The organism is Halorubrum sodomense (assembly GCF_900111935.1).
Lineage (GTDB): Archaea > Halobacteriota > Halobacteria > Halobacteriales > Haloferacaceae > Halorubrum > Halorubrum sodomense.
The window spans coordinates 418,662-434,916 of the sequence record NZ_FOYN01000002.1; the positions used below are offsets into that span (position 1 = coordinate 418,662).

Consider the following 16,255-nt stretch of genomic DNA (forward strand, 5'->3'; position numbering starts at 1 on the left):
CGGTTTCGCTTCGACGCCCTCCCGTTCCGTTCCGACCGCCGTTATCGGCGAGCGGAATCGCCGGGCAACGCTTATTCGGAGCGATTCCCATGTCGCCGTATGGTTCGACGAAGCCGCCGGGATCTGCTTCGCGACGCGGCCGCGCTCGCGACGGTCGGCGGCGGCGCGGTCGGATCGTCCACCGGCGCTCCGTCTCGATCGCGGCTCGAGCCGCCCGAAACGGGCGTCGCCCAGATCGACCTCGGCTCGGGCGCGTCGCCGACGGCGTGGACGTCCCGCGGCGGTGGCCCGCACAACGCGGGCGTCGGCTCCGCGGAGTACATCGTCCCCGACTCCGTCGACGTCGAGTGGCATCATCAGGACCTCCGGACGTACGACCCGGGGCACACCCTCGCGGCCGCCGGTCGCGTGGTGTTCACCGGTCGTCGGCGGCTCGTCGCGGTGGAGGACCCGAACGGCGACGTCGCGTGGAACCGGCTGCTCTCATCGCCGCCGGTCGCCGCGCCCGCCATCGCGGGCGACCACGTCCTCGTCCCGCACGCCGATCGGGTGGCCGCCCACCGGCTGGGCGACGGCGAGCGCGCGCGGTCGATCGAGCTGTCGGCGACGCCCGGCGACCTCGTCGGGGTCGGTGACGCCGCGATCACGCGGCTCGCGAACGGCGACGTCGTCCGGGTCGACGTCGCGGGAGGGGCCGCCGAGACGGTCGGCTCCGGCGACGGCGAGGCCGAGGGACGCGTCGCGGTCGACGGGTCGCGGATCGTCGTCGCCACCGACACCGGCCACGTGCGGAGCTGGGGGGGCGACGGCGGCGACGACTGGGAGAACTTCGTCGAGGAACGCGTCCGGGTCGCGCCGATAATCGCGGGGGACTACGCCGTCGTCGCCACGACCGTCGGGTCGCTCGTCGCGATCGATCTGGACACCGGCGAGGAGGCGTGGCGTCACGAGGGCGCTGAGGGGTACTCGGTCCCGCCGGCGCACCTCAACGGGTACATCGTGGCGGCCGACGACCGGTCGAACGTGTTCGGAATCGTCGCCGGATCGGGCGACGAGCTCTGGTCGAGCACGCTGGACCACTTCGTCTTCTCCGGGCCGAGCCTCGCCGGCAACGCGGCCGTCTTCCTCGACCGCGACGGAACCGTCCACGCCTACGACTACCAGAGCGGTTCCGAGCAGTGGACCGTCGACACCCCGACCGGGACGCCGGTGAGCGAGATCGTCGTCGGCGCCGCGTCGCTCGTCGTCCACGGCGACGGGGGCGTCGCCGGGCTCTACGACCCGGCGTCGGTGTCGGCCCGCGAGAGCGTCGCCGCGCTCCAGCGCGCACTCGTCGACGGCCGGCGCACCTCGCGGCCCGCCGATATCGTCTCCGCGTACCGTGAGGCGGCTTCGGCCTTCGTCGACCGGTCGTACGACGCGGCCGAGCGGCTCGCCGACGACGCCCGCGGGACGCTGGAAGAGACGCGGCAGGTGCGCGCCACGGCGCAAGCGCGTATCGAGGAGCTTTCGGCCGAAGTTGCCGCGACGGAAGCGTTCGATCCGACCGAGAGCGCCGACCGCCTCGCGGCCGCGGAGGACGCGTACGCCGAGGGGGACTACGAGTCGGCGGCGTCGCTGGCGGCGGCGGGGCTCGACGCGCTCGAACGACGGCGCGCGACCCGGGAGGCCGCGGCCGCGCGGGTCGAGGAGCTGTCGGCCGCGCTGGCGGACAACGCGTCCCTCGTCACTCCCGACGCCGAGGCGCGTCTCGCGGAGGCCGAGCGGGCGTTCGACCGCGAGGCGTTCGAGGACGCCGAGTCCGCGGCGACCGAGGGGCTCGACGCGCTCAACGCGACCGTCGAGGCCGCCGCGGAGGCCGACGAGGCGCTCGCGGCGCTGAGCGACGCCATCGACTCGACCCCCGAGAGCGTCCCGGTCGAGGACGTTCGGAGCGCCCGCGACGAGGCCCGGAGCGCGTACGACGCCGGCGACTACGAGGCGGCGACCGATCTGGCGACGGGGGCGGTGGCCCGACTGCGCGCCCGGCGCGAGGCGGCGAGACGCGCCCGCGAGGCCATCGACGCGGCGGCCGGCGTGAGCCGCCACGCCGCGGCCGACGTGGTCGCCGAGGTCTACGGGTACGGCGATCAGCTGTCGTCCGCGCGGGCGGCGTACGACGAGGCCGACTTCGAGCGCGCCCGCGCCGCGGCGGTCGAGGCGCGCCGGACGTACTGGGGGGCGCGGGCCACCGTCGACGGCACCATCGGCGCCGGGCTGATAACCGGCACGCTGTACATCCGCTACCCGGAGAAGTTCGCGGGGATCGCCGGTAAATTCTCGCGCTGAAGGGCGCAACGCGCTGGTGACGCGGTTCCTACCGGGCGACTGAAACGAACGCCACCCGGCGCGTCGCAGATCCGGGGGCGGTCGCCCGAATCTCGTCGGTGCCCAACCTATATATCGCGCTACACACATCACTCGTCCATGCGATACGAGACCCCAGATCAGATCGTCGGTATCGGGGGTGGCGGCAAGGAGCTCGTCTACAAGCTCTTCGCGCCGACCGCCCTCGACGTCGACACGCCCGCCGATCTCACCGATGACGACCTCCGCACGTGGCTTATCGACGAGGTACTCGAGCCGAAGGGGCTCAGCGCCAACCGGCACCAACAGATTCGCATGGACGCGTTCGTCGTCGACACGGACACGGACGAGGCGAACGTCGACCGCCCCCGGGTCGACCGGATCAACGAGCTGCTGGCGGAACGCGAGGACGACCATCCCGACCCGGTCCGCGGTCCCTCTCTCTCCTACGTGAACCTCGTCGAGGACGCGACGACGAAGGCGCGACACCTCCTCAGCGAGAACAAGGTCCGGCGGGTCAGCGAGCAGACGGGCATCTCCTGCTGGTGGCTCGACGACGAGATGATCGACCCGTACGACGACTTCGGCGGCGGCGTGTTCCGCCGCCGCGCGCTCAGCAAGGCGCTGTACGGCATGGCGCAGATCGGGACCGCCGATCCGCTCGAAGGGGTCCGCAACTCGGTGTCCAGCACCAGCGACGTCGCGATGGTTGTCGGGCTCGGCGGCGGCACGGGCGCCGGAACGTTCCTCGATATCGCGAAGACGCTCAAGCGCGACCACGGCTTCCCGGACGTGACGCTGTTCGCGGTGCTGCCGCACGAAGACGAGGACGACGACCGCGGCGCGAACGCCTACGCCGCGCTCTCCGAGCTGGAGTACCTCTCGTTGACCGATCAGAACCTCTTCGAGAGCATCGTCCTCATCCCGCAGCTGTCGGACGCCGACGAGGGCGACTTCGACGAGGCGATCATCCGCTCGATACTCAGCTACTACACCCTTCAGGGGAACGCGCGGAACGAGCTCAGCGTCAAGGGCTCCGGCGGGCCGCCGTCGTTCGCGCCGTTCACCGTCGCGGCTCCGCAGGTGCTCCAGTACGAGGGCGGCGTGATCAAGCAGGCGAAGGCGCGGTTAGAGGAGTTCTACGGCAACAGGGAAGAGCTGCTCTCGACCGAGTCGGAGCTCCACGACGAGTTCGAGTCGTTCCTCGAAACGTACCACGGAGACGGACCGGGGACGGACGTGTACGGCGAGTACAACGGTCGCGGAACGGACTCGCGGTACGGCCTCACTGAGGAAGAGGTGACCTCGCTCAGCAACCGCATCGACGCCTTAGAAGAACTCGTCAGCCTCCGCGTCCTGCCGAGCATCGGCTGTACGGTCACCGACGAGCTCCGCGAGGACATCCGAGCCGCCAAGGAGTACGCGGTCGACGCCGCCGACATCGACCCGGACGAGGTCTCCGAGAGCCGTCGAAAGCGGGCGATCGTCAACGGGTTCCCCGAACAGACCGGCACGGTCGTCACGCCGAACACCGGCGAGGACAAGCCCGAGGACACCCGGCTACTGGCGCTCTACGAGAAGGAGATCGACGCGATCGAGCGCCGTCGGGACCTCCTGTGTGCGAAGAACATGCTGAGCGAGCTCGATTCGGTGTCGTTCGACGCCGGCGACGCCACGACCGCCGCCGCGGTCGCCACGACCACCGACGTCGCCGGCGCGCTCGGCAACGCGCTCAGCGAGGACACTAAGCTGAGCCGGGACACCGGCCTCGAAGGCGACCTCGACGAGCTCGACGGCGAGCGCAAGCGCCTCGAGACGCAGCTCCACGACCTCGACGAGCTCGCGGACGCGCTCGAGGCCGAACGCGACGCGCAGCTCGACGAGTGGGTGACCGCGGTGAGCGACGACGCGGAGACGCTCGCGAACCTCTCGGAGTACGAGACCGAGATCCGGGAGCTGCTCGGCGACCTCGAGACGGCGCTCGACGGCGCCGCGGGGGTCGCACAGGGTGCGACGTCGACCGACGACATCCCCGCGGAACCCCGCGTCGAGTTCTCGGAGACGCAGTTCGAGCGACTCAACGAGCTCCTGGAGTCCTGCGGGCTCGCGCCGCTCCGCGGCTCGGCGGTCCGCGACGAGGTCGCGTACCTCTGGCAGGCGAAACGCGAGTTCCTCCGCGACTCGGAGGGCGGGCTGCTCAGTCGCGGTCCCGACACCGAGGAGCTCCAGCGGAACCACGCGGAGCAGTACCGCGGCGCGCAGCGCAGCGACCTCGACATGGCGTTCATCCCCGAGTGGGACGAGCGTCCGGAGACGTCCGGGCGCCTTCGAACGACGGAGATCGACCGCCGACTGGATGCCCTCGACGACCTCGACCCGGTCGACGAGATCGCCGCGTCGGTCCCGTCGTTCCTCGCGGACCGCGAGGTCGACCCCGGCGCGCTGCTCGCCGAGGCCACCCGCGCGTCGCTCGACGATCCCGACCGACTGTCCGGGTTCGAGATCCCTCGGGCGGACGTCGACGAGCCGGCGATCGCCGACGCCTTCGACGGGGGCGACGTCGAGGCGGCGCTGGAGTCGCTCGTCGCTCCCGGCGGCGCGGTGTTCGAGACGTTCCACGCGGCGTACCTCGGTGACCTCGAACGCGAGCGCGAGGAGGGGGCCGCTCGCCTACGGGCGGTCGAACGCGAGATCGAGTGGGTGACGGCGGCGACGGACCTCCTCGAACGCGGAAGCGGGTTCGCCGGACTGGCCGAGGACGTCATGGACCCCTCGTCGATCTCCGAGGTCGACGGCGACGAGCGGGACGAGGGGATGTACGTCACCCGCGCGTCCCCCGACGACCCCGGCGAGCTGCTCAGCAGCGACAACATCGGCGAGACGAACTTCTGGGCCCGCGACGACAGCACGCTACAGTCCTCGTTACGGTCGTTCACCGAGCGGATCGAGAACCACCTGCTGCCGCTCCGGAACCCGCTCCTCGCCGTTCCCGAGGAGAATCCGGCGCGCGACGAGTACGACGAGTACCGCGCCGCGATCTCGCTGATGAGCCGCGCGATCGACCAGAACACCAGCTACGGGACCGGAGCGAAACACGCGTTCGACGCCGTCGACGCCATGCTCGGGGACACGCTCGGACAGGTGGACCCGATATACTGGAACCGCGCCCGCTTCGGCGGCGCCTGGGACCTCACGCTCACGGTGTTCCTCGGCGGGGTGATGCTTGACAACGTCGACGTGTTCGAGCAGAGCGGGAAGGGGCTGAAAGACAAGTACGAGGCGGAGCTCGGCGGCGAGCCCGGACGCCACATGATCAACCGACACGCCCACGGAATCGACGGACTGGACGCCGGTCGCGTCGACGGTCACCGGCTGATCGACGACGGGAACGACGGCGCGTACCTCTACCGCGCCGCGCTGTTGAACCTCGACGTCGGCGTCGACGACAGGCTCCTCGTGTTGAACAACCTCGGCGATCCGGACGCGCTCAGAGACGAACTGCTCGACCGGTACGAGTTCGTCGGGTTCGAGAGCACGCAGGACCTGGGCAACTCGTAACGACGGATGAATCTCGAAAACGTCCGGATCGGCAACCGGAAGCTGTCGGACGTCCTGCTGCTCGTCGGGTCGACGGTCGCGGTCGTCGCGACGGTAACGCCGCTCACGGACATGCTCGTCCGCGCGTGGACGGCCGAGGGGGTCGGTCGCACCGTGGTCCGGTTCGTCGTCGGCGCGACGCCGCTGACCCTCGAAAGCGCGGTCGTGTTCCCGCTGGGGATCGGCGCCGGACTGCTCGCGGTGTTCGCGCTCGACCGAACCAAGTTCGTTCAGGCGCTGTTGCTCGCCGCCGCCGCCGGTCCCCTGTTGGCGACGGTGTGGTACAACGGACTGTGGTTCGGCGGCCGGATCGACTGGGTCGCGAACGCGCCGTGGGGAGCTGCGGGGCTCCTCGTCGGTGCCCTGATCGGAGCCGCGGACAAGGCGGTCGCCGCCCTCACCGGGCACGACGCGCTCGGCGTCGGCCGCCGCGAGTTTCCGCTGGCGGCCGGCGCGCTGTTCGCGGCCGCCGTCGGGTTCGCGGTCGTCGGCTTCCTCGACGCGACGCTCTCCGGGACCCCCTCGGCCGCGACCGCCGTCGTCGACCTCGCGGTCTCGGTCGCGTTCGTCGGCTTCGTCGGCTTCCTCATCCAGTACCGCGACCGGCGCGACGTCGCGGTGTTGAGCCCGAACCGGAGCGCCGAGACCCTCGTCGTCTGCGGCCTGTTCGCTCACGTCGACGACCGGTACCGGACGGTCGTCTCCGCGGGAGAGGCCGAGCTGAATCGGCTCTCGTCGAACCTCGCGGCGGGCCGAACGGTGCCGGCCGCGACCGACGAGATCGCGTTCAACGTTCACGCCGGGGGGTGGTTCGACAACTGGACCTCGGTCTCGACGTCGGGATACGCGAACCGCCACCTCCTCGACGAACAGGTGGCCCGGGCGGCGGAGTCGACCGACGGCGGCCGCGGATCGCTGCTCGCGCACCGGGTTCGGCGCGCCGTCACCCGCGAAACGCCGCTGACGTTCGTCGACCGGCTGCTCACCTTCGACGTGGTGTTGCTCGCGGTCCCCCTCGACCGAGAGCCGATACGGCGCGCGTTCGACCCCGCGGTCGACGACGACGACGTCGGGGCGGCGGCGTTCCTCGATCGGTACCGGCGGTTCGTCGAGGCGACGCGCGGGCGAGACCCGACGGTCGTCGTCGTCGCGACCGGCGGCGAGACCGCGCTGACGTACTTCGAGTCCGTGTACGGCGGGACGACGATCGACAGCCCCGAACTCAGGACCGAGGTCGCACATCGGCTCGGACTGCTCTGCTCGGGGCTCGGCGAGGACGCGCCGTTCCCGGAGACGCCGGTCGTCGTCTCACGGAGCGAGGCCACGGCCGTCGATGACGGGTTGGCGGGCGCCGACCGGCTGTGGCGCGCCGTCCGCGACGCCTGAGCCGGTTCGCGGTGCCCGACGTTCACGCCGCCGCGAAGAACGCGACGGCGGCGAGGACCAGCGCGCCGCCCGCCCCGGCGACGGCCAGGTAGCCTATCGTTCCGAACGCGGCCGGGGCTGCGAACGACGCCATCAGCGCGACGACGCCGACGAGCAACAGCGGCTTCGCCGCCTCGGGGCCGACGTCGCCCAGCGTCCCCCCTTCCGTTCCTCCCGTTCGGTCCGGTTCCTCCGCCCCGCCGCCGGTCGGATCGCGGATCTTGAACTTCGTCTCCTCCGACTCCAGCGTTCGGCCGTCGTCCTCGACGGTCGCGACCGCGGTGTAGAGGCCTCCCTCGTCGTGACCGTACGACCACGTCCCGCCCTCAGCCGTGCCGATCTCGCCCGTTTCGAGAATCTCGACGCTCGCTCCGTCGACCCGCTCCCCGTCCGCGTCGACGACGGTGAACTCGATGGTCTCGTCGACGGCGATCCGGTCCGTGCTCCGCTCGATCCGGACCGCGGCCTCGGCGCCCGGGTCCGGGGCGAACGCCCCACCGGACGTCTCGCCGCGAAATCCGTCGGTCGCCGCCTCGGTGCTCCCGTCCGACTCGGCGGCGCTCGTCGCCTCTCCGCTCCCGCTCCGCCCCCCGTCGTCCCCCGCTTCGGCGGCCGCGTCCCGCTCGCCGCCCGCCGTTCCGTCGTCCCCGTCGGCGTGCTCCCGCACCCTGACGGTCGTCGCGGCAGTCCCCGTCGACTCGCCGTGGCCGTCGCGGACGGTCGCCGCGAGCTTCACCTCCCCGGGCGTCGACAGGGTGACTCGGCCGGTGCCGTCGTCGAGGAAGTACTCGTCGCCGGTGTCCGTCTCCAGCGTGACGTTCGGCACCGGGTTCTCGTCCCCGTCGACGGCGACAACCGAAACGACCTCCCCGGGATCGACCACCGTCCGGTCGAGCACCAACGAGAGCTCGGTCGGCGCCGGCGCTACTTCGATCGAGACGCTCGCGGCGTGGTACGAGCGGTCTCCGTCCGTTTTCCGAGCGGTCACGGTCTCTTCGCCGGTCTCCGCCGGTGTCAGGTGACACTCGCCGCGCGTGTCGGTCGTCGCTTCGTCGCCGGCGCCGGACACGGTCGCTCCCGGTACCGGGTCGCCGTCGGCCGTCACGGCGAACCCGACCGAATCACCGACGGTCGGAGACCGGGTCGCCGCGTCGATCGAGAGCCCGACCGGCTCTCGCGACGGCGGTTCGACCTCGACGGTCGTTGTCGCCTCGCGGTACCGGTACGCGTCCGTCCGCGACTTCCGCGCGGTGAGGTCCACCGTTCCGGGCTCGTCGAACGAGACCCGGGTTCGACCGGTCGGTGCCTCGTACCGGCCTCCCCGCGAGGTCTCGACCGTCACGTCCTCGATCCGATCGCCCTCCTCGTCGGTGACGGTGGCCATCGTCGAGTCGTCGGTCGAGAGCGTCTCGGCGTCGAGATCGAGCGATAGGTCGACGTCGATCCGGTCGACCTCCACCGCGGCGCTGTCGCTCACGTACGTCCGGTCGCCGTCCGAGCGGTCGACCGTCACCGCGTACGTGCCCGCCGCGTCGAACTCGACGGACGCCTCGCCGCGGCTGTCCGTCGTTTTCGGGTCGATCCGGGGTGCGCTCACGTCGACGTCGGGGACCGGTTCGCCGGCGCCGTCGGTCGCGCGCACCGTCACGGGATCGAAGACGGTCGTCGACGTCGGCTCCACCGCTGCGCTCAGGCGGACCACGTCCGGGTCCGTCGAGCCGGACCCGGTACCGCTTTCGCGGTCGCCTGACGGGTGTTCCGCGGTCTCCGACTCGATGGCGTCGACGGCATCCTGAATGCGGTACAGCCGCTTTCTCGCCCACTCCTTCTCGTCTTCCGGGTACTTGTCGGGCTGGTACTTGGCCCGGGCCTTCATGCTCGCCCGTTTGATCTCGCGGTCGCTCATCTCCGGCGAGACGCCCAGCCGGTCGTAGGGGTTGTCCGCCATCGGCTCGAAGTCGAACGAGACCATGCTGTTGTCAGGTGTGTGTCGCGCGGCGAGTTCCCGTCTCTCTCCCGCCGCGTCGACGCTCGTCAGACGTGTGTTCCTCCGCCGATAAGAAACTATCTTCCTCGCGCCGCGACCCCGGTCACCGATCGAGGAAATCCCGACGGGGGACCGCGGACGCTCCCCGCACGATTCGCGTTCCGTCCACTGAAACGAACTGTCCGACCCCCATACATTAATGATGCTTCACCCGGATCGATTGACTGGTATATGACTTCGATCGGCATTGACTTGGGGACGACGAACAGCGCCGCTTCGACGCTCATCGGCGATCGCGAGGAGATCTTAGACATCGAGGGCGACCGGACCATCCGCTCCGTCGTCTCCTTCGAGCCGGGAGACGACGAGGTCATCGTCGGCAACATGGCCGCAGACCTGATGGAGCGCCATCCGGACCTCACGGTCTCGTCGATCAAGCGACACATGGTCGACGACGACCACACGGTCACGATCGACGACGACAGCTACGAGATGACGGAGTACGCGCCCGAGGAGATCTCCGCGCTCATTCTGAAGAAGGTCTTGGCGGGCGCCGAGGGCTCGCTCGGCGAGGCGCCCGACGGCGCGGTTATCACCGTCCCTGCCGACTTCCCCGAGAACGCGCGCGCCGCGACCCGGCGCGCCGGCGAACTCGCGGGCGTCAACGTCCTCAGACTCCTCCCGGAACCGAGCGCGGCCTGCGTCGCCTACGGGCTGCGCGACCGCGACGAGGACATCGAGCGGGTCGCGGTCTACGACCTCGGTGGCGGCACTTTCGACATCAGTCTCGTCGACGTCTCTCACGAGGACGGGTTCTACGACGTCGTCGCCACCGAGGGCGAACAGGAGCTCGGGGGCGACGACTTCGACGAGGCGCTCGCTCAGTGGATCGCCGAACAGATCGAAGACGAGACGGGCGTCGATGTCACCGACGACAGAGGGGCGTTCCTCCAGCTGAAGGGGAAAGCCAAGGACATCAAAGAGCAGCTTTCCTCCCGGAACACCGCGACGTTCCGTGACTCCGGGACGATCTCGGGCGAGAACGTCGACATCGAGATCTCCCGCGAGCAGTTCGAGGAGATCACGGCCGACCTCGTCGAGCGGACCGTCGAGTTCAGCGAGACGGCCCTCGAAAGCCAGGACATGTCGCCGGACGACGTCGACACCGTCCTGCTCGTCGGCGGGTCGACGAAGATCCCCGCGGTTAAGGAGGCCGTCGAGGAGTTCTTCGGACAGACGCCCTCCCAGGAGGTGAACCCCGACGAGGCGGTCGCCATCGGCGCCGGCGTGTTCGCCGACTCCATCGACCCGAAGAAGGCGCTCGAGGGAGACGACGACGACGAGGACCGTGGCGGTCTCCCCTCGGACGTGCGCGTTAGCAACGTCGTCCCCGACGACCTCGGGATCGAACTCGCTTCTGGGAAGATCGATACCATCATCGAGAGCAACTCGAACCTCCCGACGATGGAGCGCAAAGAGCGGGAGTACACCACGGTCGAGGACAACCAGACGCGGGCGCTCATCAAGCTGTATCAGGGCGAAGGTGACACGGTCGACGACGGCGACCTCGAACTCAAAACCGAGTTCGTCTTAGAGAACATCCGCGAGGCGCCGAAAAACGAGCCGGAGATCACGGTTCAGGTCAAGCTCGACGAGGACGGCGTGTTGAGCGCACACGCTTGGGACGAGTCGGTCGTCGATGGTGACCTGATCGACCCCGACGACGCCGACGAGGTCGCTGACGGCGAAGCGCACATCGACATGAACCCGTCCGGCGAGTCTGAAAAGCTGAGCGTGGAGGAGATACGCGCGCTGCTGCCCAGGATCGCCTAAATCGGCCGCTCACCCGTCTCTTTCGGCCGCACCCGCCTCGTCGTTCCCGTTTCGCTCGTCGTCGCCCTCCGATTCCGATCGCGTTTCGCTCCGCGTACTCTCGCGGTCGGCGGCGGCTCGATCGGCTTCGACCTCGCTTCGGGCGGACGCCGCTTCGGTTTCCCGGTCCTCCGGCTTCGCGTCGTCGCTCGCCTCGTCGGTTCCGGCACGTTCGCCGCTCTCCTCGCTCGCCTCGTCGGTTCCGATACGCTCGTCATTCCCGTCGCTCGTCTCGTCGGGCTCGGTCGCCGCCTCGTCCTCGGGTTCAGACGCGTCGCCGGGCGCCGTTCCGCTCCCGTCGCTGATGACGACGTTCGCCTTCTCGCGCACCTCGCCTTCGATTCGGAATCCGGGCTGTTGGGTGCTGACGACCGTCCCCTCCGGACGGTGGTCCTCGGCCCGCGTCACGGCGCGGTGCGCGTCCCTGTCGAACGACTCGCCCTCGTCCGGCTCGATCAGGCTGACGCCCTGCGCCCGGAGTACGTCGTGAAGGTCATCTAAGGCGTATTCCGCTGCCTCTTGGACGGCGTCGGGATCGTCGTGGGAGACGGCGCCGACGAGATCCGAGCGCACCTCCGAGATGACGGGACCGACGAGCGACTCATGGCCGTAGGTCTGTAGCTCGTCGATCTGATCCTCCTTCCGGTCCATCAGCGAGTTCAGCTGCGAGACCTCCTGTTCGTAGTCGGCCTCCAGCTCTTCCACCCGCTCGTCGAGGGCGGCGACCCGCTCTTCGAGTTCCGCGATGTACGCCTTGCGACGGCGGAACACCTCTTGGCTCAGGCTGGTGATGCGCTCCACGTCGTCCATCGAGTCCGGATCGATTCGGCGCACCTTCCGCTCCAGCCGGTCGGGGTCGTGCCGGCTCGGATTGATCTCCTCGTGGCGCTCGCCGACGACGTCGTCCGCCGCGGCCGCCGCCCAGGCCTCCAGCCGCTCGGCGGAGAGTATCGTTCCGAGCTGCCACTCGCCGTCGTCTCCGTCGCCCGCGTCGCTCGACCCGCCCGTGTCGGTCGCGTCCGTCGCGTCCGTCGCGCCGTCGGCGGTGTCGGCGTCCGTCGCGCCGTCGGCGGTGTCGGCGTCCGTCGCGTCTCCGTCCGGTCCCGACTCGGCGGTGCCAGCGACGGTCGTCTCGGCAACGTTCCGTTCGGAGCCGTCGGCGTCGCTCCCTCCGCCGATGCCGTCCCGATCGTCGCTCTCGACGGATCCGTCGTCCGCTGTCTCTCTGTCGTCGCCCGCTCCTCCGGACTCGGGTCCGTCGGCCGACTCGTCGGCGTGAGTCTCGTCGGAATCGGGATCTCCGTCGGCAGCGGACTCGCCGGCGTCTCCGGTTTCGTTTTCGGTAGCGGACTCGCCGGCGTCTTCCGCTTCGGTCTCGTCATCGACGTCCCCCGACGCCGCCGTCGCCACCGTCTCGTTCGGTCCTGACCCGTCCGGCTTCTCGGCGTCGACCGCGTCCGGCGTCGACTCCGCCGCGTCGGTCGCACTCCGTCCCGCTCCGCTGTTACCGGCTCGTTCGTCGTCGCTGTTCGGCGCCGATGTCCCCCCGCTTTCTCCGCTCGTCTCGTCACCGTTCTCTCCGGTCATGACGAGGCGGACGAGTCGGGTGATGTACGTTCGGATTCCCATCTGTCGTGTGTACGGATTCCTGTCTCCATCGTCCCGTGTCGTGCGCTATGTGGAGGCACTATGTCATAAATCCCCCACGACGTCCGGATCTCGGTGCGCGGTCGACGGCGTCCGGCACAAGAGCAAAGATACCACGTCACGTACCGACGGTACTACGTGGCGATCCACCGGTGACCGCGAGCAACCCCATTCCCCTCGACGCGTTCGCAACCGAACTCGAGTCGCTCGACAGCGACGGGCTTGCGTCGCTCGTCGGGGAGGCGTACGCGGCGACCGCCGACGCCGTCGCCGTCGACCCGCCGCGAGTCACGGTAACGGAGGGCGGGAGCCGGACCGAACTGCTCGTCGTCGCCGATCCCGGCGAGAGAGTGCGTGGCGACGCGGTTGACGCCGTCGACGCGGTCGACGCCGTCGTCGTCGCGAGCGCATCGCTGCTCGACGCCGGGCTCTCCGAGACCGACGCCGAGATCGTTTCGCCGGCGGACCTTCGACAGCGGCTCCTGTACGCCGTGTCGCCCGCGGAGGCGAACGCGATCGCAGACCGAATTCTCGGCGTCCCAGTTCGGTCCTCGACGTACGACGCCGCGGCCGATCACGACTCCGGCGCGTCGGACGACGAAGGCGACGGAATGGCGGGCGTCGCCGGCGACGAGTCGGGTGACGGCGCGGCCGATGACGGCGACGGAACGGCGGCCGATGACGGCGACGGAACGGCGGTCGATGACGGCGACGCGGCGACGGGCGCAGTCGCGTCGGGCGCGGCAGGGGGTGTCGTCGCTTCGGGTTCTCCGCCCGCCGACCGAACCGACGTCGGTTCGGCGGCGGAAGCGCGGACTCACGACCGATCGAGCCGGTCTACCGCCGAGGACGATCCGAGCGGCGGGGCGACGGCGACCGAATCCACCGCCGACGCGCTGACCGAGCGAACGGATCGGCGGACCGTCGTCGCGGTCGTCGCCGCCGCCGCGCTCCTCGTCGCGGCGGCAGGGGTCGGGTTCGCCGCCGGCACCGCCGGTATCGGCGGTCCGGGCGGCGTCGCCGGCGTCGGGGACGACGGCACGACCGAACGGTCGCCGGGGGACTCGGACCCGACCGGACCGACGGACGGCAGCGCCGGCGGCAGCGAGGGGTCGACCGCGGGCGGCGACGCCACGAACCCCGTCGCGGTCGCGGACGGCGACCCGACCGGCGAAGCCGCCAGGAACACGGCGCTTTCCCCGACCTGCGACCGCTCCGCCCTTCAGGTCGTTCAGATCCAGATGAACGCGCTCCGCTACAACGACAACGCGACGAACGACGGTATCCGGACCGTGCGAGCGTTCGCCTCGCCGGAGAACAAGGATATCGTCGGCGCAATCGGTCAGTACGTCGAGCTGTTCGAGACGCCGCGGTACGCGCCGATGCTCACGTACGACGCCGTACAGTACTCCGCTCCGGAAATCGCCGACGGAACCGCCGAAATCGAGGTCGTCACGCGGGAGAACGGCAGCGTCACCGGCCGATACGAGTTCCGGCTCGTGCGGGTGCCCGGCGGGACTGAGAACACCGATAGCTCGCTCGGTGACGTCGACGACTGTTGGATGACCGACGCCGTGGCGGCGTCGGCGGAGTGAGACGGCGGCGCTCGGTTCCCTCGACGCGCCCACGCGACCGCCTCGCCGTACTCTTTTGTCACCCCGCTCGCATACGACAGATATGACATCCGGCCCAGCGATCGAGCTCATTCCCCCGAACATCTCCAGCGACACCGGCATCGAACGCTCGGGCGACGGGGCGGTCGACGACGACCCGATCCCCCTCCTCGGGAAGTCCACCGGCGGCGGGTCATCGCTCGTCACGACCGACGACTATCCGTACGTCACCGTCCACGCCAACGTCGACACGCCGGGACCGGGGGTGGAGCGGTTCGGTAAGAACAGCTTCGCCGTTCGGGAGGACGGCGAGCCGACCGACCTCGAACGCGTGACGTTCCTCGGCGACGAGCTCGATCTCGTCTTCGTCTTCGACGACACGGGGAGCATGTCCGACGAGATCGAGGGCGCGAAGGAGGGAGTCAGGTTCCTCACCGAGGAGATAGACGCTCGGGAGATGGACGCGCGCTACTCGCTCGTGACGTTCAAAAACGATCCCACGGTCCGGACCGCGTTCACTCGCGACGCGGAGACCGTCACCTCGCACGTCGACGACCTGTACGCCAGCGGCGGCGGCGAGATCCCCGAAGGGAACTTCGACGCGATCGAACGCGCGCTCGACCTCGACTACCGGCCGGACGCCCAGCGCGTGATGGTCGACATCACCGACGCCCCCTCCCACTTCGACGGAGACGGCAGCGACGTCTCCGACTACACCTTCGACGACGTGGCCGAGGACCTCCGTGCGTCCGGGGTGACGTTCGTCTCCGTCGCGCCGGACGTCGAGGACCGCCGGTCGAGCGCGAAGTCGCTGACCTCCGCGGTCGGCGGATTCTGGACGGACATCTCCGAGACGCGCATGGGCCGAACGGACAACTTCGAGTCGGTGCTCAGGCGGATCACGGACCTCCTCACCTCGACGTACGAGATCGAGTTCCACACCTGTACGCCGCCGGGTACCGCCCGCGAACTCGAGGTCGAGTTCGACGGGGACCGCGGGACCGACGCCGCGACGGCGACGCTGTCGGTGCCGGAGCGGTTCGACCTGCCGCCCGAGTGCGCCGAGTCCGACCCCGAGCCGGTCGACTCGCGGGAGACCGCCCTGTTCCTCGACGTCGACCGCAACGCCCTCCCAGCGGGCGAGACGGTGACGGTCACGGTGCGGTCCGCGGACAACGACTTCGTGGTGGGCGCGGCCGTCGAGGCGGCCGACGAGCGCGCGGAGACGAACCGCGCCGGGCGGGCGGAGCTCGAACTCTCCGACCCCGGTCCGCAGACGATCACCGCGACCGCGCCCGACGGCGACGCGACAGAGACGATCACGGTCGACATCGAGGCGCCGTCGGACGGCCCGGCGAGCGACATCGAACCGTCGCCTGGCGGCATCGAGACGTCTCCAGAGGGCCTCGAAACCGCTCCCGGCGGTATCGAGACGTCCCCCGGCGGTACCGAGGGAACCGACGACGGGGGAAGCGACACGGAGGGGGCGCTCGTCGTCGAGCCGAGCCGGTGGCGCACCGACGTCGGCGAGGAGGTGACGTTCACCGTTCGGAACCTCGACGGCGATCTGCTAGCCGACGCGACGGTGGAGGCGGCCGGCGAGACGAAGGCGACGAACCGCGCCGGGAACTGCTCGTTCGCCTTCGAGGAACCGGGGACGGTGACCGTCACTGCGACGCGAGACGACATGGACCCCGACGCCATCGACATCGACATCGAGACGGCGTGATCGCGGTCGGTCAACGGCCTCCGGTCGACACCGGAACCG

At 70.1% G+C, this 16,255-nt stretch carries 8 protein-coding genes; 6 read left to right on the plus strand and 2 right to left on the minus strand.

Annotation, left to right across the window (positions count from 1 at the left end):
* Window positions 1-99: 99 nt before the first annotated feature.
* The 3 genes from BM286_RS06995 (at window position 100) to BM286_RS07005 (ending at window position 7,329) form a co-directional block, all read left to right on the plus strand.
* Window positions 100-2,328, plus strand: coding sequence for an outer membrane protein assembly factor BamB family protein (locus BM286_RS06995; RefSeq protein ID WP_092920854.1), 2,229 nt, complete (start codon window positions 100-102; stop codon window positions 2,326-2,328).
* A gap of 138 nt (window positions 2,329-2,466) precedes the next feature.
* Entirely contained in the window at window positions 2,467-5,904 is a 3,438-nt protein-coding gene (locus BM286_RS07000) for a tubulin-like doman-containing protein (RefSeq protein ID WP_092920855.1), read from the plus strand.
* A 6-nt stretch (window positions 5,905-5,910) separates the two neighbouring features.
* Entirely contained in the window at window positions 5,911-7,329 is a 1,419-nt protein-coding gene (locus tag BM286_RS07005; RefSeq protein WP_092920856.1) for a hypothetical protein, read from the plus strand.
* A gap of 22 nt (window positions 7,330-7,351) precedes the next feature.
* Here BM286_RS07005 and BM286_RS07010 read toward each other — a convergent pair whose 3' ends face one another.
* Complete coding sequence (locus BM286_RS07010; protein ID WP_092920857.1) at window positions 7,352-9,340, minus strand: J domain-containing protein; 1,989 nt, start codon at window positions 9,338-9,340, stop codon at window positions 7,352-7,354.
* Between the two features lie 246 nt (window positions 9,341-9,586).
* Here BM286_RS07010 and BM286_RS07015 point away from each other — a divergent pair, with 246 nt between their 5' ends.
* A complete protein-coding gene (locus tag BM286_RS07015; protein WP_092920858.1) occupies window positions 9,587-11,188 on the plus strand; it encodes an Hsp70 family protein in 1,602 nt (533 codons plus the stop codon).
* A 9-nt stretch (window positions 11,189-11,197) separates the two neighbouring features.
* On the opposite strand, the gene grpE is transcribed toward BM286_RS07015, so the two are convergent.
* On the minus strand, window positions 11,198-12,856 hold the full coding sequence (gene grpE / locus BM286_RS07020; protein ID WP_092920859.1) for a nucleotide exchange factor GrpE: 1,659 nt from the start codon (window positions 12,854-12,856) through the stop codon (window positions 11,198-11,200).
* Window positions 12,857-13,026: 170 nt separating this feature from the next.
* Here grpE and BM286_RS07025 point away from each other — a divergent pair, with 170 nt between their 5' ends.
* Together BM286_RS07025 and BM286_RS07030 are read left to right on the plus strand one after the other, a co-directional pair.
* Entirely contained in the window at window positions 13,027-14,469 is a 1,443-nt protein-coding gene (locus BM286_RS07025; protein ID WP_092920860.1) for a hypothetical protein, read from the plus strand.
* 82 nt (window positions 14,470-14,551) lie between these two features.
* Window positions 14,552-16,216, plus strand: coding sequence for a VWA domain-containing protein (locus BM286_RS07030; protein WP_092920861.1), 1,665 nt, complete (start codon window positions 14,552-14,554; stop codon window positions 16,214-16,216).
* The last annotated feature ends 39 nt before the right edge of the window (window positions 16,217-16,255 follow it).

Excerpts from the sequence above, each read along its gene's own strand:
- grpE (WP_092920859.1), bottom strand. The coding sequence starts at position 12,856 with ATGGGAATCCGAACGTACATCACCCGACTCGTCCGCCTCGTCATGACC.
- BM286_RS07005 (WP_092920856.1), top strand. The coding sequence starts at position 5,911 with ATGAATCTCGAAAACGTCCGGATCGGCAACCGGAAGCTGTCGGACGTC.
- BM286_RS07030 (WP_092920861.1), top strand. The coding sequence starts at position 14,552 with ATGACATCCGGCCCAGCGATCGAGCTCATTCCCCCGAACATCTCCAGC.
- BM286_RS07015 (WP_092920858.1), top strand. The coding sequence starts at position 9,587 with ATGACTTCGATCGGCATTGACTTGGGGACGACGAACAGCGCCGCTTCG.
- BM286_RS06995 (WP_092920854.1), top strand. The coding sequence starts at position 100 with ATGGTTCGACGAAGCCGCCGGGATCTGCTTCGCGACGCGGCCGCGCTC.
- BM286_RS07010 (WP_092920857.1), bottom strand. The coding sequence starts at position 9,340 with ATGGTCTCGTTCGACTTCGAGCCGATGGCGGACAACCCCTACGACCGG.
- BM286_RS07000 (WP_092920855.1), top strand. The coding sequence starts at position 2,467 with ATGCGATACGAGACCCCAGATCAGATCGTCGGTATCGGGGGTGGCGGC.